The sequence below is a fragment of the Pseudomonas sp. Sample_9 genome, from assembly GCF_004307535.1.
Taxonomy (GTDB): Bacteria; Pseudomonadota; Gammaproteobacteria; order Pseudomonadales; family Pseudomonadaceae; genus Aquipseudomonas; species Aquipseudomonas mercuritolerans.
This window is the reverse complement of the sequence record NZ_RAZO01000124.1, coordinates 14,332-36,590: the sequence shown is the minus strand read 5'-3', so window position 1 is coordinate 36,590 and position 22,259 is coordinate 14,332. Positions and strand designations below refer to the sequence as shown.

Annotated in this window: 12 protein-coding genes; 6 read left to right on the top strand and 6 right to left on the bottom strand. The window is 58.8% G+C overall.

Annotation, left to right across the window (positions count from 1 at the left end):
- Both D6877_RS06745 and D6877_RS06740 read right to left on the bottom strand, forming a co-directional pair.
- Nucleotides 1–1,024, bottom strand: a 1,024-nt coding sequence (locus tag D6877_RS06745) for a glycerol-3-phosphate dehydrogenase/oxidase (protein WP_130910283.1), incomplete at its 3' end; no start/stop codon positions are given.
- Nucleotides 1,021–2,625 (bottom strand): FAD-binding oxidoreductase, encoded by a 1,605-nt coding sequence (locus tag D6877_RS06740; RefSeq protein WP_130910282.1) that lies wholly within the window; start codon nucleotides 2,623–2,625, stop codon nucleotides 1,021–1,023. The genes D6877_RS06740 and D6877_RS06745, both read right to left, overlap by 4 nt.
- A gap of 188 nt (nucleotides 2,626–2,813) precedes the next feature.
- Between D6877_RS06740 and D6877_RS06735 the strand changes: the two genes are divergently transcribed.
- Both D6877_RS06735 and D6877_RS06730 read left to right on the top strand, forming a co-directional pair.
- Nucleotides 2,814–3,830 (top strand): AraC family transcriptional regulator, encoded by a 1,017-nt coding sequence (locus D6877_RS06735; protein ID WP_130910281.1) that lies wholly within the window; start codon nucleotides 2,814–2,816, stop codon nucleotides 3,828–3,830.
- A gap of 476 nt (nucleotides 3,831–4,306) precedes the next feature.
- A complete protein-coding gene (locus D6877_RS06730) occupies nucleotides 4,307–4,672 on the top strand; it encodes a DUF6124 family protein (RefSeq protein WP_122699388.1) in 366 nt (121 codons plus the stop codon).
- Nucleotides 4,673–4,981: 309 nt separating this feature from the next.
- On the opposite strand, the gene D6877_RS06725 is transcribed toward D6877_RS06730, so the two are convergent.
- The 4 genes from D6877_RS06725 to D6877_RS06710 form a co-directional block, all read right to left on the bottom strand.
- Entirely contained in the window at nucleotides 4,982–5,350 is a 369-nt protein-coding gene (locus D6877_RS06725) for a glyoxalase superfamily protein (RefSeq protein WP_130910280.1), read from the bottom strand.
- Between the two features lie 176 nt (nucleotides 5,351–5,526).
- Nucleotides 5,527–6,984 (bottom strand): D-aminoacylase, encoded by a 1,458-nt coding sequence (locus D6877_RS06720; protein WP_130910279.1) that lies wholly within the window; start codon nucleotides 6,982–6,984, stop codon nucleotides 5,527–5,529.
- Between the two features lies 1 nt (nucleotide 6,985).
- Complete coding sequence (locus D6877_RS06715) at nucleotides 6,986–7,846, bottom strand: MurR/RpiR family transcriptional regulator (RefSeq protein WP_130910278.1); 861 nt, start codon at nucleotides 7,844–7,846, stop codon at nucleotides 6,986–6,988.
- A 16-nt stretch (nucleotides 7,847–7,862) separates the two neighbouring features.
- Nucleotides 7,863–9,212, bottom strand: a complete 1,350-nt coding sequence (locus tag D6877_RS06710; RefSeq protein WP_130910277.1) for a GntP family permease — start codon at nucleotides 9,210–9,212, stop codon at nucleotides 7,863–7,865.
- Between the two features lie 417 nt (nucleotides 9,213–9,629).
- On the opposite strand from D6877_RS06710, the gene D6877_RS06705 reads away from it, so the two are divergent.
- The 4 genes from D6877_RS06705 to D6877_RS06690 are packed head-to-tail and all read left to right on the top strand — an operon-like array spanning nucleotide 9,630 to nucleotide 22,231.
- Nucleotides 9,630–12,002: a Tc toxin subunit A gene (locus tag D6877_RS06705; protein WP_130910276.1), complete on the top strand. Its 2,373-nt coding sequence runs from the start codon at nucleotides 9,630–9,632 to the stop codon at nucleotides 12,000–12,002.
- Between the two features lie 10 nt (nucleotides 12,003–12,012).
- Nucleotides 12,013–15,579, top strand: a complete 3,567-nt coding sequence (locus D6877_RS06700; RefSeq protein ID WP_130910275.1) for a neuraminidase-like domain-containing protein — start codon at nucleotides 12,013–12,015, stop codon at nucleotides 15,577–15,579.
- Nucleotides 15,576–20,024, top strand: a complete 4,449-nt coding sequence (locus tag D6877_RS06695; RefSeq protein WP_130910274.1) for a SpvB/TcaC N-terminal domain-containing protein — start codon at nucleotides 15,576–15,578, stop codon at nucleotides 20,022–20,024. The genes D6877_RS06700 and D6877_RS06695 overlap by 4 nt, the downstream gene beginning before the upstream one ends.
- Entirely contained in the window at nucleotides 20,021–22,231 is a 2,211-nt protein-coding gene (locus tag D6877_RS06690; RefSeq protein ID WP_241662865.1) for an RHS repeat-associated core domain-containing protein, read from the top strand. The genes D6877_RS06695 and D6877_RS06690 overlap by 4 nt, the downstream gene beginning before the upstream one ends.
- Nucleotides 22,232–22,259 lie beyond the last annotated feature (28 nt).

The following is a 22,259-nucleotide window of genomic DNA, read 5'->3' as shown; positions in this document are numbered from 1 at the left end:
CCACCACCGGACGCACGCCTGACCAGGTCGACAGCACGTCGTCGACGCCCACTTCAGCAGCGGGAAATTGCTGCTGGCAAGCGGCGAGCAGATAGTCGAGCTCTTCGCTGGAAATGCGTGCGCTGTGGTCGAGGTCTTCGCGGTGATCGAGGTCCGTGGTGCCCACCACCGTCGCGCCTTCCCACGGAAACACGAACACCGGGCGCCGATCGCGCGCATGCAGAAAGGTGAACGCCTGCGCCACCGGCAGACGCCAACCCGGCAGCAACAGATGACTGCCGCGCAACGGTCGCAATTGCCGTGGTGCCTCAGTCGGACGCAGCCGTTCGGCCCATGGGCCGGTGGCAACGGCCAACACACCAGAGCGCAATTGCAGCGTCGCCCCGCCCTCGCCATCTTCCACCTGAACCCCGCACACCCGCCCGCCTTCACGCAGCAGTTGCGTGACCCGCACACCATTGAGCACCACCGCGCCATCGGCCCGAGCCTCGCGTAGTACGCGCATCACCAGCCGCGCGTCATCAGTCAGCGCATCGACAAAACAGCTGCCGCCGAGCAAACCTTTTTCCTTCACCCCCGGGGCGAGAAAGCGCAGTTGCTCGGCGTCATGAAAAGCATGGTTGCGCCGCCCCGCCAGCGCGTCATAAACCGAGAGCAAGCCGCCCATGACGCGCGGCCCGGGAAAGCCGCCGCGATAGTGCGGCATCATGAAACTCATCGGCTCGACCAGCCCCGGCGCTTCGTCGAGCAAACGCTGACGCTCGCGCACCGAATCGCGGGTCAGCCGCCACTGGCCCTTGGCGATGTAGCGCAAACCGCCGTGAACCATTTTCGATGATCGGCTGGAGGTGCCCCAGGCAAAATCACGCTGTTCCAGCAGCAGACAGCGCCAGCCTCGTCGCGCGGCTTCGCGGACAATCCCGGCGCCGCTGATGCCGCCGCCGATCACGATCAGGTCCCAGGTTTCATCCGCCAGCGTCGGCAGAATCTGCTCGCGCCACTGCGCGTTCCAGTTCGCCGTCATGGCCGCGACTCTGGCAACAGCGTGCCCGGGTTGAGGCGCCCCTCCGGGTCGAAATTTTCGCTCAGCGCCTGCAACGTCTGCATCGCCAGCGGACCTTTTTCGCGCAGCAGATAGGGTGCGTGATCCTTGCCGACGCCGTGCTGATGGCTGATGGTGCCGTGGTTGTCGACGATGGTTTGGCTGGCCGCGTGTTTGAGCATCCGCCAGCGCGCCAGCGTCGCGGCATAGTCGGCTGCCGGGCGAAACACGTAGGTGGTGTAAATGCTCGAGCCCTCACCGTAAACGTGCGAGAGATGAGTGAACACATGCACCCGTTCGCCCTCGGCGGCCAAGGCGTCGCGCAGGCTGTTTTCGATCAGGCTGAGCAAGTGATCGACGTTGCTCCAGTCGGTGGCGGTTTCGAGGGTGTCGACCACGTAGCCGGCGTTCCACAGGTTCTCGCGCAGGTAGGGAAAGCGGAAGCGGTTCTGCGCCCACTTCTTGCCCAGCAGGGTGCCGGTGAACACGCCGCCGAAGGCTTTCAGATGTTGGCGCGCGTGTTTCAGTGACAGTGCGTTTTGCTGGCGATTGCCGGTCACACCGAAGGTCAACAGGCATTTGCCGTCGCCGGCGCCGCGCAGCTTGAGGTACTTTTCCAGCCAGGCAATCTGCTGCGGATGGCCGGCCAGCGCCAATTGCGTTTCGGTTTCCACCGCGTTGGACAGACGCAGCATCGACAGCGGTACGCGCGCCTGCGCCAGTTGCCGGATTGCTTGCAGCGCTTGCGGCCAATCGGGCAGAAACACGCCGTAGAAACGCTCGTCCGCCGGCAACGCGCTGACTCGCACTTTGACTTCGGAAATGATCCCGAAACGGCCTTCGCAACCGAGCACCATTTCACGCAGATCGGGACCTGCCGCCGACGCGGGAAAGGTTGGAATCTGCAGAGGCCCGGCGAACGTTTCCAGGGTGCCGCCGGCGAACAATTGCTCGATCCGACCGTAGCGCAACGACTGCTGGCCACTGGAACGACTGGCGACCCAACCGCCCAGCGTCGACAGCTCCCACGACTGCGGAAAATGCCCCAGCGTGTAGCCGCGCGCACGCAACTGGCTTTCGACTTGCGGCCCGCTGGCGCCGGGGCCGAATGTCGCCAGCAGGCTGTGTTCGTCGAGGTCGGTCAGGCGATTCATTCGCGCCAGCGACACCGTCAGCACTGGGCGCGCGGAGTTTGGCGGATTGATGTGCCCGGCCACCGACGTGCCGCCGCCATAGGGAATCAAGCACAGATCCTGATCATGGGCGAGCGCGAGCAATTGGCGGATCTGCTCGGCGGTTTCGGGAAACGCCACGGCATCGGGATAAGTACCCAGCGCACCTTCGCGCAACGCCAGCCAGTCCGGCAGGCTCTGGCCGCGCGCGTGCAGCAGGCGATCGTGAGTATCGACGCTGTACAAGCGATGAGGCACCAAGCGCGAGGTCGGCACTTGCGCCAACGCCGCTGCCAGAGTCGCATCGGGCAATGCCCGGCCGGCGCCCAGGCGTTCGTGGAGAAATGTCGCGCCCTGGGCCGGCAGTTCGACCACCGTGCCTGCCTCTCCCCAACCGTTCCAGCGTCGCATGCGTGTGTCCTTTTTCTGCCGTTGGATCAAGCTTGCATACTAGTCAGCGCTGGAGATCTGTCACGGTCGCATCCGGCCAGATCCTGTAGCGAATGGCGCCAAACGTCCGGGCATTTACTTTCGCCGGGCAATCCACTTACCTTGCGCCATTCATTCGCTCACGCGCCGTCGATCAAAGGACCGCGACCATGCCATCGCTCGGCTTCACTTCCGTTCCGCCGCTGCTCAAATACCTGCGCCATGCCGAACAGTTGGGCATGGCCATCGAGCCTGCGTTGGCGGCGGCCGGGTTGCAGGCGCAGCAGTTGAGCGACAACACCTTGCGCCTGCCGGGTGAGGTTCACGAGCGCTTGCTGGATTATTTCTGCGAGCACTCGGGCGATGGATTGTTCGGGCTGCATGCGGCGAATTTCGTCCTGCCCAATTCTTGGAGCGTGCTCGGTTACATCACCATGAACTGCGCGACGTTGGGCGATGCGATGAGCCGGATCATGCCGTTCGAAAAACTGGTCGGCGACATGGGCGTCAGCCGCGCCGAGGTGCAGGGCGAGCACGTGCATCTGATCTGGACCTGCCGTTACCAGCGGCCACGGATTCGTCGGCATCTGGTGGAAAACGTGCTCGGTTCGTGGCTGCATTACGCGCGCTGGATCGCCGACACGCAGCTGTCGCCGGCCTGCGTATGGCTGGAGCATGCGCGGCCGGATGAGGTGACGCTGGCCGAGTACGAAGCGTTTTTTGGTTGCCCGGTGCTGTTCGATCAGGCGTATTCGGCGCTGGTGGTGCCGCTGGATTATTTGCAGTTGCCGCTGCGACAGGCCGATGCGCAGTTGCTGCGAACCCTGGAAGAACACGCGATGGGTTTGCTGGCGACGCTGGAAGATGCGTCGCTGGCGCAGCAGGTGAAAAACATCCTGCGCGGTTTGCTCAAGGAGGGCTTGCCGCGCAAGGAGCAAGTGGCGGAGCAGCTCAGCGTTTCGGTGCGCACGTTGCAGCGGCAATTGCAGCAGGTCGGGACGTCATATCAGCAGATTCTCGATGAGCTGCGTCAGGAGTTGGCGGAGCACTATTTGCTCAACAGCACGTTGCCGATTCAGGACATTGCGCAGTATCTGGGCTTTACCGAACCGCGCTCGTTTCATCGCACCTTCAAGAGCTGGCGCGGGATGCCGCCGGGGGAGTTTCGGCTGCGGAATCGGCGGTGATGCTGAAGGCCTCTTCGCGAGCAGGCTCGCTCCCACAGTAGTTCTCGGTTGTCTGCATTTCGGAGTTCACCGCAGATCCCCTGTGGGAGCGAGCCTGCTCGCGAAGGCGTCATTCGCCACACCGATTAAACACGTCTTGGCACAACTGTTTAAAGCGACACGGCATTCCGCGAAACCACCCACAATTCCTTGCGCCGCTGCCTACGCCTGCGCCAGAATCCGCCGGCTTGTGCGCCCCAGACCTCATCGCTACTGTGATTGCGTCACTGCCCATCAGTGATCGGGTTTAGTAGCCCGTAGTATTTGGGGTGCATCGTTCATCAGACAGTCAGGTCTCGCCTGAGCTTTATGGTGGCTGTGCGCAGGGCGCCCTCGGGCGCGCCGGTTTCCCAGATCCCCGGTCTACTAACCTGCGCACAGCTGCCTCCACTTTCTTTAGTAGGGAAGCGGTGGCCAGCCAAAATGAGGATCTGGATATGTTCAAAGTAACCCCAAACCCGCCACCCACCGACCCGGCATCCCCCTACGAATCCGCCGACTCGAAGAAATTCCACGAAGCCGCCGACCGCGCCCTCGACCATTACCTCGGCCCATCCAGCGCCGAATTCATGGCCCCGCCCTACAAGTCCAACACGCTGTACATGGCCAATCCTGAGGCCGACAACGAATCGCTGTTGGCCGATGCCTGCGAAACTTTGGGTTCGGCGACGGTGATGCTCAACGATCAGGCGGGGCTGGTGAACGGCTCGCAGCGCAAGACGTTGCAGGGCATTGCGCAGATTGTGATGGTCGCGGAGATGGCGGTGAATCGGGTGCTGGATCGGTTGGTGCCGACTGATTGAGGACTTTTGCGGGATTTGGTGTGGGCTGGTTTTTGTGGGGTGTCAGGGGGTTGCCCTCACCCCAGCCCTCTCCCGGGGGGAGAGGGGGCCGACCCAGTTGTCTTGCGTTGTCCGTCGACCTGAAAGACCGAGTCGATTATGGGTTCGGCAAAAAGACTCAGATCGACCGAGGGCTAAAATGCGTCCAGCCCAATTATGGATTCAACACAGCACATTCAGGTCGGCGTAACTCCCGAGCATCCCGCAATCGGTCCCCTCTCCCCCCGGGAGAGGGCTAGGGTGAGGGGCTTTTGATCTCAGGCATGCAGATCAAAGACTGATCGCATTGGTAAACACCAACCGATTGCCAAACGGATCGGCAATGGTCATGTCCTGACTGCCCCACGGCATCGCCTGAATCTGCGGATGGGAAAACTTATAGTCCTTGGCCATCAGCTGCTGCTGAAACGCCTCCAGCTCATCGGTCTCGATACGCAGCGCCGAACCCGGGCAGGCATCGCCGTGATGCTCGGACAGATGCAGCACACACTCGCCCCGTGACACCTGCAGATACAGCGGAAAATTCGCTTCGAAGCGGTGCTGCCAGTCGATCTTGAAACCGAGAAAATCGACGTAGAACTCGACAGCCTTGGCCTCATCGAAGATCCGCAGGACCGGGGTGGTTTTGCCGAAGCTCATGGGGTGCTCCCTGACTGATTGTCCCCACAGTGTAGACGGGGAGGATGTCAGCAAATCGGCTTATGGATGGCATTCTTTAATCGCAATGTGCCATCACCACAGAAAATCAAAAGATTGCAGCCGGGTGTACACCTGTAGGAGCTGCCGAAGGCTGCGATCTTTTGGCGTCATCACCATCAATCAAATCCTTCGCGCAAATCACCTTCACGTGCCAGAAACCGACCTGCCCTGCCCCCACTCGCCTGTCCATCGCGATAACTCAACACGCCGTTGACCCAAACCCCGTCAATCCCCTGCGCCGCCCGCTGCGGATCGTTGAAATCGGCCACATCGCGCACGGTCGCCGGATCGAACAACACCAGATCCGCCCAATGTCCTTCACGAATCTCGCCCCTTTCCTGCAAGCCAAAACGCGCCGCCGACAGGCCGGTCATCTTGTGCACGGCGGTGTGCAGCGGAAACAGGCCAACGTCGCGACTGAAATGGCCGAGCACCCGTGGGAAAGCGCCCCACAGGCGCGGATGCGGGAACGGATCTTCGGGCAGTCCGTCAGAGCCGACCATCGACAGCGGATGAGCGAGGATTCTTCTGACGTCGGCCTCATCCATGCCGTAGTACACCGCGCCCGCCGGTTGCAGACGTTTCGCGGTTTCTTCCAGCGACAGTTTCCATTCGCCAGCAATGTCGATCAGGTCGCGCCCGCTGACTTCCGGGTGCGGCGTCGACCAGGTAATAGTGATGCGGTGGGCGTCGGTGACCTGCTTCAAATCCAGGGTCGAGGAACTCGCCGCGTACGGGTAGCAATCGCAGCCGACCGGATGGGTTTTCGCTGCCTCTTCCAGCGCTGCGAGCAATTGCGGACTGCGTCCCCAGTTACCGACGCCAGCGCATTTGAGGTGGGAAATGATCACCGGCGATTTTGCGTGGCGGCCGATCTGAAATGCTTCGTCCATCGCCTCCAGCACCGGGGCGAATTCGCTGCGCAGATGGGTGGTGTACACCGCGCCGAACGCCGTCAGTTCTTCGGTCAGTTGCATGACTTCATCGGTCGAGGCGTTGAAGGCGCTGGCGTAGGCCAGGCCTGTGGATAAACCCAACGCGCCAGCCTCGAGACTGTCGCGCAACTGCTCGCGCATGGCGGTGATTTCGTCGGGGGTCGCGGTGCGCAACAAATCGTCAAGGTGATTGCTGCGCAGCGCCGTGTGGCCAACCAGCGCGGCGACATTCAGCGTGGTATTGGCCGCTTCGACGGCGGCGCGGTAGTCGCTGAAGCGCGGATAGACGAACGCCGCTGCGCTGCCGAGCAGGTTCATCGGATCGGGTGGATCGCCCTTCAAACTCACTGGCGAAGCGCTGATGCCGCAATTGCCGACAATCACCGTGGTCACGCCCTGGCTGAGCTTGGGCAGCATCTCGGGTTGGCGGATGACTACGGTGTCGTCGTGGGTGTGCACGTCGATGAAACCCGGCGCCAGTACCCGGCCGGCGGCGTCGATTTCTTCGCTGGCGCGGGCGTCAGGCAGATCGCCTATGCGCCCGATGCGGCCATTGAGAATCGCCACGTCGGCGCGGTAGCCCGGCGTGTTGCTGCCGTCGATGAGCAGAGCGTTGCGGATCAGGGTGTCGTACTGCATGTCAGTCTCCCAGCGGCAGGTGATCGTCGCCGCCACGGTATTCGTCGAGGGCGAGTTTGATTCGCCGCAGGCGTTCTTGATTGTCTTCAGGCCTGGCCAGCGCCAGCTCGGTGGCGAGCACGTCGATGGCCAGCAGCATGCCGTAGCGCGCCGCCGTCGGTTTGTAGATGAACGAGGTTTCCGCGCCTTGCAGCGGCAGGACGACGTCGGCCAGTTCCGCCAGCGGTGAGTCGCCGCGAGTGATGGCGAGGATGCGCGCGCCATAGTTGCGCGCCAGCTCCACGGTTTCCAAAAGCTCCGGGGTGATGCCGGTCAGCGAGCAGACGATCAGCACTTGCTCGGCGTTCAAACTGGCGGCGGTGACGCGCATCATCACCGCGTCGTGGCACACCGCAATCGGGTAACCGAGGCGCACCAGGCGCACCTGCAATTCATCGCTGCACAGGGTCGAGCAACCGCCCATGCCGAAAGCGTGAATCATCCGCGCCTGGCTGAGCAATTTCACTGCGTCGGCGAAGCGCGATTCATCGAAACCGGCCAGATGCTGGCGCAGCGTGGTTTCGATGTCGCCGACGATCTGCCCATAAAAAGCCGATTGCTCGGGCGTGCTCCCAGGTTCAAGAAAGCGGCTGCCAACGCCGCTGGCCTGGGCCAGTTGCAGGCGCAGATCACGCAGGTCGCGGCAGCCGACCGTGCGGGCAAAGCGCGACAGCGTGGCGGTGCTGACCTCGGCGCGTTGCGCGAGGTCTTCGAGGCTGGCGCTGGCGGCAAACCCGACATCGTCGAGCATCAGCCGCGCAATGCGCCCCTCACCGGCGCTGAAGAAATCCTGGCGGGCGCGGATCTGGTAGAGGATGTCCATGGGCGGCGGGCTCCGGTTACAGCAGGTAGGAAAGGCCGACGGTCAGCGCGAAAGCGACCAGCGAAATCAACGTCTCAAGCACCGTCCAGGTCTTGAACGTCTGCGCGACCGTCATGTTGAAGTATTCCTTGATCAACCAGAAGCCGCCGTCGTTGACGTGGGAAAAGATAACCGAGCCCGCGCCGGTCGCCAGCACCAAAAGCTCAGGATGTGGATAACCCAGACCGATGGCCACCGGCGCGACAACGCCTGATGCGGTGGTCATCGCCACGGTGGCCGAGCCAGTGGCAACGCGCATCAGCGCAGCGAACAACCAGCCCATGATCAGCGGCGACAGATGAAATTCGTGAGCGAGGCCGACGATCTGATCGGTGACGCCGGCATCCACCAGAATCCGGTTCAAGCCGCCACCAGCGCCGACCAGCAAGGTGATGCTGGCGGTGGGCGCGAGGCATTCGTTGGTGAACTTGAGAATCGATTCGCGGTTGAAACCCTGAGCAATGCCCAGCGTCCAGAAGCTCAGCAAAGTCGCCAGCAACAGCGCGATCACCGAATTGCCGATGAACAGCAGAAACTGGTTGAACGCACTGCCGGGGGTGGAAATCAGATTGGCCCAGCCGCCGATCAGCATCAGCACCACCGGCAGCAGAATGGTCGCCATGGTGATGCCGAAACCCGGCAGTTTGTCGCGCGGTTCGCGGTCGAGAAATTGCTTTTCCAGCGGGTTGTCCGCCGGCAATTGGATGCGCGGCACGATAAACTTGGCGTACAGCGGGCCGGCGATGATTGCGGTCGGAATGCCGATCGCGATCGCGTACAGCAAGGTCTGCCCGACCGACGCCTGATAGGCCTGCACCGCGAGCATCGCCGCCGGGTGCGGCGGCACCAGCGCATGCACCACCGAGAGGCCGGCGACCATCGGCAGCCCGACCATCAGAATCGACACGCCAACCCGGCGCGCCACGGTGAAAGCGATTGGCACCAGCAAGACGAAACCGACTTCAAAGAACAGCGGCAAGCCGACCAGAAACGCGATGCAGACCATCGCCCAATGCGCGTTCTTCTCGCCGAATTTCTCGATCAGCGTGCGCGCCATCTGCTCGGCGCCGCCAGACTCGGCCATCATCTTGCCAAGCATCGTGCCCAACGCCACCACCAGCGCAATATGCCCCAGCGTCTTACCGACGCCAGCTTCATATGCGCCGACCACCGCCGACGCCGGCATCCCGGCCACCAGCGCCAGGCCCAGGGAAATCAGGGTGATGACAATGAACGGATTGAGCCGGTAACGGGCGATCAACACGATCAGCGCAATGATGGCGAGGGCGGCATAGACCAGCAGCCAATAGCCGAAGGAAGGCGTCATGCGGTACTCCTCGAAAGGGTCACGTTCGAATGGGTTGTGAAACTCATAAATCATTTCGAGATCGAGATTTCAAACCGCATGAAAATAATTTTCGTGGAGAGATAAGGTGTGTCGCTAATGGATATGCCAAGTCGCGTTTTATGAAAATCACCCCCATCCATTTTCGCCATCGAAATTTCTTATAAACATTCGCGCCGACGATTGCAGCGCACGTTCGGTAACAAACAACTAGCTGAAGTCGAATAAAACGTCCTGAATACCGAGCCAGAACAATCCTTTCAGAACTTTTCCTACAAACCACTTAGTTCAAGTTTTTTCTTCTTACCCTCAGCAGAGAATATTCCTACACCTAAAATTCTTTGGACTAAGTTATGTTCGCCGCCACGACAACTCACAGCACTAACCGGCGAATAGATCATGAGTACAAGAGAACCAGACATACTCAAAAAGACTTGCGAAACGGCAGACACTTGGACTTTGGCTTATGCCAGCAGTCCTGCCCGGCAAATGACGCGGGAACAAATGGAGCGCCAACTGCACAAAGCTGACAAGACAGACGAGACAGATAAAACACGAAACAAGCGCGACCTGACAAAAATCGAGGCAACTTATAACAATCTGTTCAAAGAAAACTGGGGGGAGTTCTGCGCTCATGACGATATCGCTTCGATCGATTCTCCAGTTGCTTATCTGCGCGCGTTGTACTTGTTTGCCAAGCAATTCGACGCGAAAGCTAAACCCGGGCGAAAAATAACAGACCTTCGTCCGGATATCGCCGAGCAAAAGATAGATGCCAGCACTGTTTTTGAATCACTCTCGACATTGAAACTCGTCAACAATGTACTGGGCCGAAAAATAACAAACGATGCAAAAAACGTCAGCCGCAAGCAAGCATTGGAGATAATGTCGAAAAAGACTAAGCCCCTTTATTTCCCCTACCATCACGCTCACCAGCAATGTGTGGTAGCGCTCGCCGCGAAGAATCTGGGACTGGGCATTCTGGATTACAAGTTGCGGTTTGAATGGCCACATTGCCATGTTGCGGATTCCGAAAACCTGAAGACAAAAGAGCTTTGCAAAGCCCAGCTAAAGATGTCGAATCTGAGCAACAGGCAAATCGAAGTCCTCACCGTCAAGCTCGCAGAATATATCGACCGGTCAGATATCCCGACAGGCACAGCAAACACTGTAGTCAACAAATCCGAAATAAACGACGGGCGTTACCCGCTGGACCTGTTCGCTTCTCAGACCCATTGCTCATCATCGGAAATCAAGCAGCTCCTGGACCTTCAAGTTAGCAAATCATACCCGTCACAAAATTCACATCCTGTCGTGGAAGATATAAAGGGTAGCGAACTGAAAAACATTTGTCTGGCACACGAAAATGACAATGCACACTTATTTACCGCCCTTGATCGCCTCCAACGAATAATACGCTTGCATCGATGGAGCAAAATCTCGCTGGGGGATCTCGACACATTGGTCTGCAACGCAATTTCCAGCGATGGCAGTGATGGCAGTGATGGCAGTGATGAATTCATCAGTACGTCCACATTGCGCGCCTTGGGTGTTTATCAATATTTCAAACTACATTACGGGATTGAGGCAGAGGAATTCGCCGCGTTGCTGTATCGGTTACCTACCCACTCGGTCGACGGCCGCACGCCGTTGTCTGATCGTGTTTTGCGTCGCAATTCCCTGACGGCCAATTTGTTCCAACAAGAGGGGGGAGAGATTGAAGCAACTATCGCCTCTCTTGCCGAAGGAATGGATCTCGGGATTTCGTACCATTCGCTCAAGCAGATGGCGCAACTAAGCAAAACATATTCGAAAAACCTGCGTCAAAACTTGCAGACCGCTTCATCGCTTTATCGCCAGGCGCGCATCGCAAAGCTGTTTGGTTTGTCCCCGCTCGAATGCGTCGAGTTGGTCAATGTATTGGGAGGCGAAGCCTTCAAGGAATTGCTGGTATCCGGAAAATTAGGCAATGACAAACCGGACATTCTCCATTTGCTGATGGCACTGGACGGAGTAATGGCATGGTTGCGATCCGCCGGCCTGACTGCCGCGCAACTGTTACGCATGCTCGGGCAGCGCGTTCCTTTTGCGCGTGAAACGCTGCCCACGCATATCGCTGCGATAAGAGCCATGCGCGATGCCAGCGCTGAAGAACCACAAAGGCTTGCCGTGCAGCAAATGCTGCAGGACGTCGCCGGGCTTTCGGCGCAATACATTCCCTGCGTCATGAAAATGGTCAACACCAGCGAACAGGCGCTATGTACGCAAATCAGAGCCGGGGGAATCCTGCTGCTGAAACAATCACTGGCCGCCGCTGAAATCTGCCAGACATTAAACCTGAGCAGCGACGTATTGCTAAAGCTGTTGAATACGCCCCAGCTGCTGAAATCAGGCTGGAACAACGTATTTGCACTGGAAGACTTCTATTGCCTTGAACGCTTTGCCAATTACAGCCGAGGCAACGCGAGAGCAGGCGGAGATCTTCTAGGTTACTTAGACATCGCCTCCACCGATGAAAAAAACAAAGCCAATGAAGCGCTGAAAGACTTTCTTGATATCAAGTATTCGTTGAGCAGCCTAACCCAGCCTTTATCCCGGGAGCGTGTTGAAAACATGCAGCAACTGGATTGGGTCACGCGTCACCTTGAAGTCTGCAAAAGCGCTGGGCTTGCATTGGAAAGCCTGCATGAAACGTTGGCTTTGGATAACGAAAGCTCAATGGACGAATGGAGCACCGTCGCAGCCAAACTTCTCCACGCCGCAAATGTTTAAGGAACTGAACATGAACACCCTGAATATGGAAAAGCAGTTGGAGGAAGGCCTGCGCGATGCTCAGGTAGCCTATTACCTTCATCTGAAAGACGGACCAACGAAAAACACTTCTGCTGAAACGCTTTACGATAACTTCCTGTTGGACCCATTCGTCAGTCACGATGTCTCGACGACGCCGGTAAGCTTCGCGATATCCAGTCTTCAACACTACATCGAACTGATCATGACTCGTCATTCCTCTGATCATTCGCCGACCGAGGAGCAGCGTTCCTCGTGGCACAATATTTTGAGCCACTACTCCACTTGGGCAGCCCACCAGCAACTGATGTATTTCCCGTCGCTCTATCTCGACCCTGCATTGCGGATCGATAAAAGCGAAAATTTCTGCCAATTGGAAAACGACTTGACGCAGGGTCGGCTCGACGCTGCGACCGCGCATAAAGCGATACTGGGTTACCTCACGCGCTTTGAGGAAGTGGCGAACCTGAAAATCCTCAATGGTTATATTGATGGCGATGATGTCACTAACGGTGTTTGTTATCTGCTGGCCAAATCACGCACAGCTGATCGCTACTATTGGCGCTCGCTCGATATGTCGCAGCGACCTGAGAAGCTGATCGGCGAAGGGAAGAAAAAGCGCCAGCGTCCTGAACCTCAGGCCTGGAGCCAATGGAAAAAAGCCGATGTACCGATTTCACAGAACGCCATCGAACATACCATTCGGCCCGTCTGGTTCAACAATCGGTTATTCATATTCTGGGCAGAAAGTTACCGTCAGCACCCCGGCCAGCTTGCAGATCAAAGTGCAACGGGCAAGAGCAACCCGCAGCTGAAACTCAATTATGCATGGCGCAAAATCGACGGGAACTGGAGCCTGCCGGCAACCTGCCTTGAACGTTTTTTTGAGAGCATCTGGAACGCCCTAACACCAGAGCGATTCAATCAATACGTCGAAATCTACGCTTATGAGCTGAACGATAAGATCGCCATAGGAATTGCGTTGGGTGCGGAAAGCCTGACTGGCGATATCGATAAGAATTTTTCGGTTTCGATAACCGCTGGAACTACCGCAGAAAATGATGCAAAGGAGAACGGTGCAAAGGAGGATTATGTAAAGAAGCAATTGAAGCTTACGATCGACTTCCTTTCACTCCGAGAAGTCTTGATGGCGAAAAACCACAAGATCACTGACTGGAAGATTGCCACTAAAGAGTCGTCGCAGACTTTGCAGTACAAGCCCGACGACAGCAAAACGTCTCCAGACGCTGATGACCAGATCAGCCTCAATACCGGTTTCGCCTCCGAGATGATCCGGCGCGCGGAGAACAGTCTGGACGAACTGTTCAACCTCGACTCACCGAAATCCGAGTTTTCCGCGCCGAGCTCATCCCCCACGCAGGCGCTGGATTTTCATGGCGCTTACGGCCAGTACTTCACAGAACTGTTTTTATACGTGCCATGGGTGGTCGCGACCCGATTGAATACCGAGCACCGTTACGAAGAGGCGATGACCTGGGTCAATTATCTCTTCGACCCTTGGGGGCAGGACAAGGCTAGCCAGCCACAGCACTGGAAGTCAGAACCCCTGAGTCCTGTCGAAGAGCCCTCCTATGCGCAGAACAATCCGTATGACCCGCATCAGATCGCGCTCAGCCATCGCGTGCATTTTCGCAAGGCCGTGTTTTTTCTTTATGTCGACATACTGCTCAATCGCGCTGACGAGGCTTATCGCCGCCTGACAACCGAGAGCCTTGACCAGGCGAAGTCACTCTATCTGCAAGCGCAACATCTGCTCGGTGCTCGGCCAGTGATCAACCGGCGTAACGCCCTCTGGCAGAGCATCACACTGGGCGAACTGGTAACCGATCAGCCTGAACAGGATCTTGGCGTGAACGACAAGATCTCGCCGAAACCCAGATTGCATATTCCCTTCCACCCGCAATTGCTCAAGCGCTGGGATCAGGTGGAAAGTCGCCTGTACAACTTGAGGCATGGTCTGGACATCGCCGGTAAACGCAAACCCGTTCGCGTGTACGAATCGCCTCAAGAGCCGCGCGCGCTGTTGCAGGCCGGCAACGTCGGTGGCGAGAGCGGTACGCGATCGTCTTTTGCCTCGACGCAGATCCCGCATTATCGCTTCAGTGTGATGCATGGGCAGGCGCTGAGCGCCGTTGATAGCCTGATCCAGTTCGGCATTACGCTGCTGTCGCTGATAGAGCGTCAGGAACAATCGCAACTCCAGGAGGTGCAGCAGCAGCAAGCCTGGGCACTGGCGTCGCTGACGGTTGACTTGCAGACGCAGGCATTGCGCGCCGAGCAGCAGAATCACAAAGCGCTGCTGGTGGGCAAAACAATCGTGCAGCAGCGGTTTGAACATTTTGAAAGCTTGCTCAAACAGGACCTCAGTGTCGAGGAGGCCAGCGCCAGTCAGTTGTACTTGCGCAGCGGTGTGGCCGAACAGCTGGCGTTAGCCTCCCAGGTCGGTGCCGGCGCGTTGATGCTGGCGCCAAACACCTTCGGCCTCGCCAATGGCGGCATGCGCTGGGAAGGCGCGCTGCATGCCTTGACCGCACTCGCCCAAGGCGGAGCGGCCGCTGACCGAACCGCAGCCAGCCATCTGGATCGTACGGCGCAGTTCAGTAGACGACGTGAGGAATGGACGCTTGCGCGCGACCAGGCCGCACTGGAGTTGACCCAGATTGCCTCCCAGTTGACATCGATGGAAGAACAACAGAAAGCCGCAGAGTTATTGATTCGCCAGGCCCAGACAACATTGTCCCAAGCCAGGAGCAACCACGAGTTCCTCAGCAGGCGCTTCACCCAGGCGCAGTTGTATCAGTGGCTTGGTACGCAGCTTGCTCCTCTTTACAGCCAGGCCTACGACATGACACTGGCGCTGTGCCAGGACGCGCAGGCCGCGTGGCAATACGAGATTGCAGATTTCAACACAACGTTCCTGCCGCAAGGCACCTGGCAAAACAATCAGCGTGGGCTTGGAGCCGGAGAGCACCTGAAGCTGGCTTTGATGAAAATGCAGGCTGAATACTTGCGGCGCAATCACCGGGAACTGGAGATTCGCAAAACCGTGTCGTTGCATCAGCTCAAAACCGGGAAAAAAGAAGACTGGAACAGCGTCCTGAATACTTTCAAATCCACGGGCAAGTGCGATTTCGAACTCACAAAAGAGCTGTTCGAACAGGATTACAGGAATCACTATCTGCGCCGGATCAAAACCATCAGCGTTTCCTTCCCGGCAGTTCTCGCTCCGTACGAGAACGTCCGGGCGACCCTGATGCAACTCTCCAGCGAAGTCCAACTGACCTCAGCAACAGACTCCATCCTGAGAAACCAACGGGTCAACGAAATCATTGCGCTGTCGACCGGTGTTGACGATAACGGCCTGTTCACTCTCAATTTCAACGATGAGCGCTACCTGCCCTTCGAATTCACTGGCGCCATTTCCAGTTGGCGGCTGTGCCTGTCCGATAAGGATGGGCAAACGACTTTCATCGACTCGCTGACTGACGTGCTCATACACATCAACTACACGGCCAGGTCGGCAGGAGGCCAGCAGTGAGCCGCCCGGAGCCCTTGTCCATCAATATTCCCGCGTTGCCCAAGGGCGGTGGCGCCATTCAAAGCGTGGGTAAAGGCTGGGGGCCTGTCGGACCGACCGGCGCTTCCAGTTTCCTGCTGGGGTTGCCGATTTCGACGGGGCGCGGGTTTGACCCGTCCCTGACCCTGGGCTACTCGAGTTCGGCAGGCAACGGTGTGTTCGGCATCGGTTGGAGCCTGCCGACACCGGCGGTGACGCGCGTGACCGCCAAAGGCGTGCCGACCTACACCAGCAAGGACGAAATCGCCGGCCCCGACGGCGTCGAGTGGTATCCGGCAGAATCGAGCAAACAAGATCGGTACAACGACCTCGATCTAAAAAAAAGCTATGCGGTTACGCGCTATCTGGCTCGCGTGGAAAGCGCTTTCGACCGGATTGAACATTGGTCTGCCGACGATGACCGCGCCGGCTTCTGGCTGGTTCATGGTGCCGACGGAACCCATCACCTGTTCGGCCGCCAGGACATCGCACGACGGGCCGACCCTGCGGATCCACTGCGGGTCGGTGAATGGCTGTTGCAGGAAAGCGTCAACGCTTCAGGCGAGCACATTTTCTATGACTATCAGACCGACATTGAAGATGGAAAAACAACGGCACAGCGTTATCTGAGCCGTGTCTGCTATGGCAACGAGAAATCCCAGCAACACCTGTATCTGTGGCGTCCCAAGCGTCTGGAGGCCGTGCGCTGGCATTTTGAACTGATACTGGACTACGGAGGACGCGATACCGGGTATTCGCAAAAACCCGATTATGCCTCTGGCAATGCGGTCAATCGCGACGATCACGTTCTTGATTACGCGTACGGCTTTGAGTTGCGCACGAAGCGCTTGTGCCGGCAGATTCTGATGTTCCATTGGTTCCCCAACGAACTGGGTGAGGATCCGCAGTTGGTCCGGCGCTTGCTGCTCGACTACCGGCAGACCGAGGCGGGTTACCATTTGCTCTCGGCAGCTCATCAGCAGGCATTCGCTGACGGGCCGGCGCCCGAAAGTCATCCGCCTGTGGAGTTCACTTACAGCGAATTTGCACTGCGACCATCGCCCTCTGCCTGGGAGCCTTTCAGCCAGATGCCCAAAGTGGCCAGCCACCAGATGGAGTGGGTCGATCTGTATGGCGAAGGCCTGCCAGGGTTGCTCTACCAGCAGCATGATCATTGGCGCTACCGTGAGCCGCTGCGCGGCAAACCGAATAGCGAACAAGTCGTTTACGGCGAAGGGCAGCTTCTGCCCGCCATGCCTGTGTTGAACGGAACATCCCGGCAATCGCTGTCCGACCTGACCGGTGACGGACGCCTGGACTGGGTCATTGCGCAACCGGCCATGAGCGGTTTTTTCTCCATGGCGCCGAATCGCTCGTGGACCGGTTTCAGCGCTTTCGATTCGTTTCCTCTGGACTTCTTCAACGACAAGGCACATCAAGCCGATCTGATGGGCGCAGGCTTGGCCGATCTGGCAGTGATCGGGCCACGCAGCATCCGGCTGTACGCCAACCAGCGCAGTGACGGGTTCGGCGCTGCCCATGAAGTCGCCCGCTCCGCTGACGAAGATAACCTTCCGGTTTTCAGCCATTCGAAGCAGGAGCTGGTCGCGTTCAGCGATTTGCTTGGCAGCGGCCAGCAGCATCTGGTACGCATCCGTCACAATGAAATCAAAGTGTGGCCAAACCTGGGCCGCGGACGTTTTGGCAAGGGTCGGGTTTTGCGTTGGCCGGGGCGTGCGCGGGAATCCTTCGACGCCTCGCGCATCCGTCTTGCGGATCTGGACGGTTCGGGCGCGGCAGATCTGATTTACCTGACAGCCGAACACGCGCTGATCTTCAGCAATCGCGCCGGCCACGGCTTCGATTCAGCAGTGACACTGGCCTGGCCCGAGAATTGGCGCTTCGATGATCTGTGCCGTGTCGATCTGGTGGACACCCGTGGTCTGGGCTGCTCCAGCCTGGTGATCCATGCGCCTGGCCATTCTCCACATCACTGGCGCTATGACTTCGTCCAGCACAAGCCCTACCTTCTGACCACTTCGAACAACAACATGGGACAGTCCACGAGCATCGCTTACCGCAGTTCCGCGCAGGAATGGCTGGACGAAAAAACCGAGCGCATGAAAGGGAACAAGGTCGACCTGACCTGCCACTTGCCCTTTGCCTTGCATCTGGTCAGGAGCCAGACGCAACGGGATGAAATCACTGAAAACCAGCTGACTCAACGTTTCAGCTACCGCCAGGGCTACTACGACAGCAAGGAGCGGCAACTGCGCGGATTCGGACTGCTGATCGAAAACAGCAGCGAAGCCTTGTCCGGCGCCGATCTCATGCCGCCAGGCAGGACCCGCCAATGGTTTCATACCGGCCAGCCAGGCGAGCCGTCGCGCCGCGGCTACGACGCGTCCGACAAAGACGCGCAGCGCTTGGGCAAAGTCTATGTGAGTCGGTATGAGGGAGAAGAAGAACTCGCCGTCGAAGCGAGCGATGAGGCTACCCGCCGGGCGATTGCCAGAGCCCTGTGCGGCCGCCTGCTGCGGCGCGAGGTCTTTGATCTCGGCGCCGGGTCGAAATCGCGCAAGCTGTTGCAGGTTGAAGAACACCGCTACCAAGTGCGCCTGCTGACCCCTCAAAAGGTTGCGCGAGACCACATCCGGGTACTGCCCCTGGAACTCGAATCGATCAGTTACAACTACGACGGCTTCGTTGCAGATCCGCAATGCGTGCACACGATCAATACCCGCCGGGACCGGTTCGGCGCCATAGAGCAGAGTTTCCAGATCCATTACGCCCGACGCCTGACCGCCAGTGACACCGCCCCCTTCGATCAAAGCCATGAATACCAATGGTGGAAAGATGCCCACGACCCGACGCAACAGCGCTTCTACATCAGTGAGAACCGTGCCCGATACATTCACCTCACCGACGCCCAGGGCTGGCGTCTCGGCCTGCCTTGGCGCCAGCGCAGCCAGGCATACGAAGCTGGCAAGCCAACGGCGGTCGATGGGCTGAAGCCAAGCGACATCAGTTACGAAAAGTTCGAGAAATGGATCATCGGCTCTGGCGTTGCGAAGAAAGGCGTGTTGACCGGGTTGTCGGTACAACGCTATCAAAACGCCCGGACCGGCGCCGTATTGCCCGACGGCGTGGCTGAATTTGCCGGCATTGGCGCCTACGTCGAAACAGCTGAGTTTGATCAATCTGCTCTGCGCGCTTTCGACACGCTGGCGCCCGATCTCCAGCCAGACGACGCATTGATGACACGTTTTGGCTATGAGCGCATGACCGACTGGCTCGCGCCCGCCGGGACGCAAGACAGGTTCTGGTCGGTCAGGAGCGGTTTCGTGAACGTAGCCTCGGGAAAAGGCTTCCATAAACCCCAGTCCCTGCAAGCCACCGCACTCCAGGGTCGGGTGACCGTAGAGCATGACGCGTATCACTGCTGTGTGCTGGGCATTCTTCAGGAGGATGGCTGCACCACCCGGGCCAGTTACGATTATCGAGTGATGGCGCCAACGCAGATCACCGACGCCAATGGCAATATCAATGAAGTGCTGGTGAACCCTTTCGGTCAGGTAATTGCCAGCAGTGTGCATGGAACCGAGCAGGGCCGACCGGTCGGATTCGCCAGTTTGAGCAGCTACCGACGACCGGACGCGCTCACACCGTCGAGCGCCATTGCCGATCCGCAGGGCGCACTGCAGCAAGCTGCAAGCATTGCCGCCAGCGATGTGTTCAGCTGGATGGGCCGCATCGACGAAAACGCACGGCGCGACAGTGAATGGTTCAAGCGCTGCGTAGCACAGGGACTACTGTTGCCCGACGGCCACATCTGCACACGCGCCCGCGAACTGACCACCAGTGGCGCTCGGCTCAACGGTGATGCGCGACAGCTTGCAGCACTGATTGCGCAGGCACATCGCGAGCCCGTGCACACCGCCATGTTGAGTGCGGACCGTTATCCCGGCGATCAGCAGCAGATCCGCATTTCCCTGACGTGCCTTGATGGCTTCGGCCGGGAGCTGCAAAGCAAACAGAAGGTCGATCAGGGAATGGCCTACCTCGTCGGCGACGACAACCGGCTCGTCCTCGAGAACGATGTCGCGCAGGAACGCGCCACAACCACACGCTGGTGCGTCACCGGCAGGCAGGAATACAACTGCAAGGGCCTGCCAATCCGCATCTATCGACCGTATTTCGCCGATCGGCACTGCTACGTCAACGATACGTCGATGCGCACACTGGACCATTACGACCTTCAGCATTACGACGCACTGGGCCGGCCGACCAAAACACTTCTGGCAAAGCAGGGCGCGATTTCATACCTGCGTCGCCGCCGTTATCACCCTTGGTATTCAGTCATGGAAGACGAGAACGACACCCTTGAGGAAGTGCTGCTCGCCGCCTCCAAAGGAGTGCAAGCATGAGCGCCCGCCTGCACAACAACACACCTGACGTCAGCGTCGTCGACAGCCGTGGGCTGATGGTGCGCCACGTCGCTTATTACCGCAGCAGTGAGTCGCAGGTACCCGCAACTCCCAGGGTCACGCGGCAAACCTACGACACTGCCGGGCGCCTGATCGAGCAATGGGATGCCAGACAAGACGCACGAAAGCTGACGCCTAATCGCACGATGTCGTACTCGCTGACCGGCACGCCGCTGGGCGTTGTCTGCGTCGATTCCGGATGGAGTCTTTCGCTGGCTCAGGCCACCGGCCAGGCTGGCAGGCGTTGGGATCAACACGGCCGCGTCTGGAACATGGAATATGATCGGCAGTTACGCCCTGTGAGGGTCGATGAACAATCGCCCGGTCAAGCCATGCGCGTTGCCGAACGCTTCACCTATGGTGACAGTTCTGCCGACTCCGCACAGCGCAATTGCTGCGGCCGGCTGGTGCGTCACGATGACAGTGCGGGCACGCTGTCGAGCAATGCCTACGCGCTGTGCGCAGAACCGTCCGACCAGACACGGCAACTGTTGATCGCTGCACAATTGCCCGATTGGCCAGACACCGTCGAACAACGTGACGCCCTGCTTGAGGACCGACGCCACACCACACGCTGGGAGTACGACAGCAGCGGTACCACGCTCAAACAGACCGATGCGAAAGGCCACAGCCAACGCTACAGCTTCAATGTCGCCGGGCAGCTCAAAACGCTGCATCTGAAAGTCGCCGACCAGCCCGTCGAACGCGTGATCATCAGCGACATCGAGTACAACGCGTTCGGGCAGATCCAGTCCCAACGGGCGGCAAACGGCGTGATCAATCGCGCGAAGTACGATATGGCCAGCGGTCGCCTCTGTGAGCTGAGTGCCTCGAAGGCTGGCCGGCTCCTGCAGGATATGCAGTATGTCTTCGACGCAGTGGGCAACGTCTTGTCCATTACCGACAAGGCACAGCCCGCCAGCTTCGCGAACAATCAACAGGTACAGGCCGTCAGCCGCTTCACTTATGACAGCCTTTACCAATTGACCAGTGCCACCGGCCGCGAGGCACAGGCAGCAATCACCCAGCCGAAACTGGTGCCCGCAGCCAGCATGACCATCGGGGTCGGAGAGCTGTTCAACTACACCCAGCATTTTGCTTACGACACGGGCAGCAACCTGACGACGTTGCGCCATGTTCGCGATGGCAATCAATACACGAGAACCCTGAACATCGCCCAAGACAGCAATCGTCTTGTTGCCTGGAACCAGGGCGACCCGGCCACCGACACGGTCATGAACTCGGATGTCCATGGAAATCTGCTGACCTTGCAGCCCGGTCAGCCGCTGCAATGGAATGCCTTGGGCCAATTGGCTGGCGTGACACTGGTCAGCCGTGCCAACGGCGTCAATGACGAGGAACGCTACACCTACGACAGCAGCGGCCAGCGAGTGCGCAAATCCCGCACGTTTCACGGCGGAACGCTTACCCATCGCGATGAGGTGGTTTATCTGCCGGGACTGGAGTTGCGTTCACAGAACAAACAGCGCCTGGAAGTCATTACTCTGCAGGCCGGTCGTTGCAGCATCCGTTATCTGCACTGGACCGAGGGCAAGCCTGCAGCCATGAGCCCGCGCCAGCAACTGCGCTATAGCCTGGACGAACCCTGTGGATCCTGCATGCTGGAGCTTGATGACGACGCAAATCTGATCAGCCAGGAAGCTTATTACCCTTTTGGAGGTACCGCCTGGAGCGCCGCGCGGTCAGTCATCGAGGCGCAATACACAACGGTGCGCCACTCGGGCAAGGAACGTGACAGCAGCGGTCTTTATTACTACGGACACCGCTACTACGCCCCTTGGTTGCAACGCTGGATCAGTGCGGACCCGGCCGGAACCGTCGACGGCTTGAACCTGTTTTGCATGGTGGGCAACAACCCGATCAGGTACAGCGATCACGGCGGCCTGCAGAAGTACGAATCGTTGAACCATCTGGACATTCCCGCCAGCGCGATCGAACGAGCCCCTCTCGCTCATTTGGTCGATCAACCGAACACTTCCTACGGCAGGTTCTCGGCAAAAACCCGGTGGTTGACCGGTACGCAAGCCGAAAATGCCCCGCCCGAGCCGAAGGCCAAGGCCAAATCCAGAAAAAAAGCGCATAAGCGATCCGAGTCCGACCCTGGCCCGCCCAGCGGAAAAACCTGAAAAAATACATCGCACATGCCAGTTACGT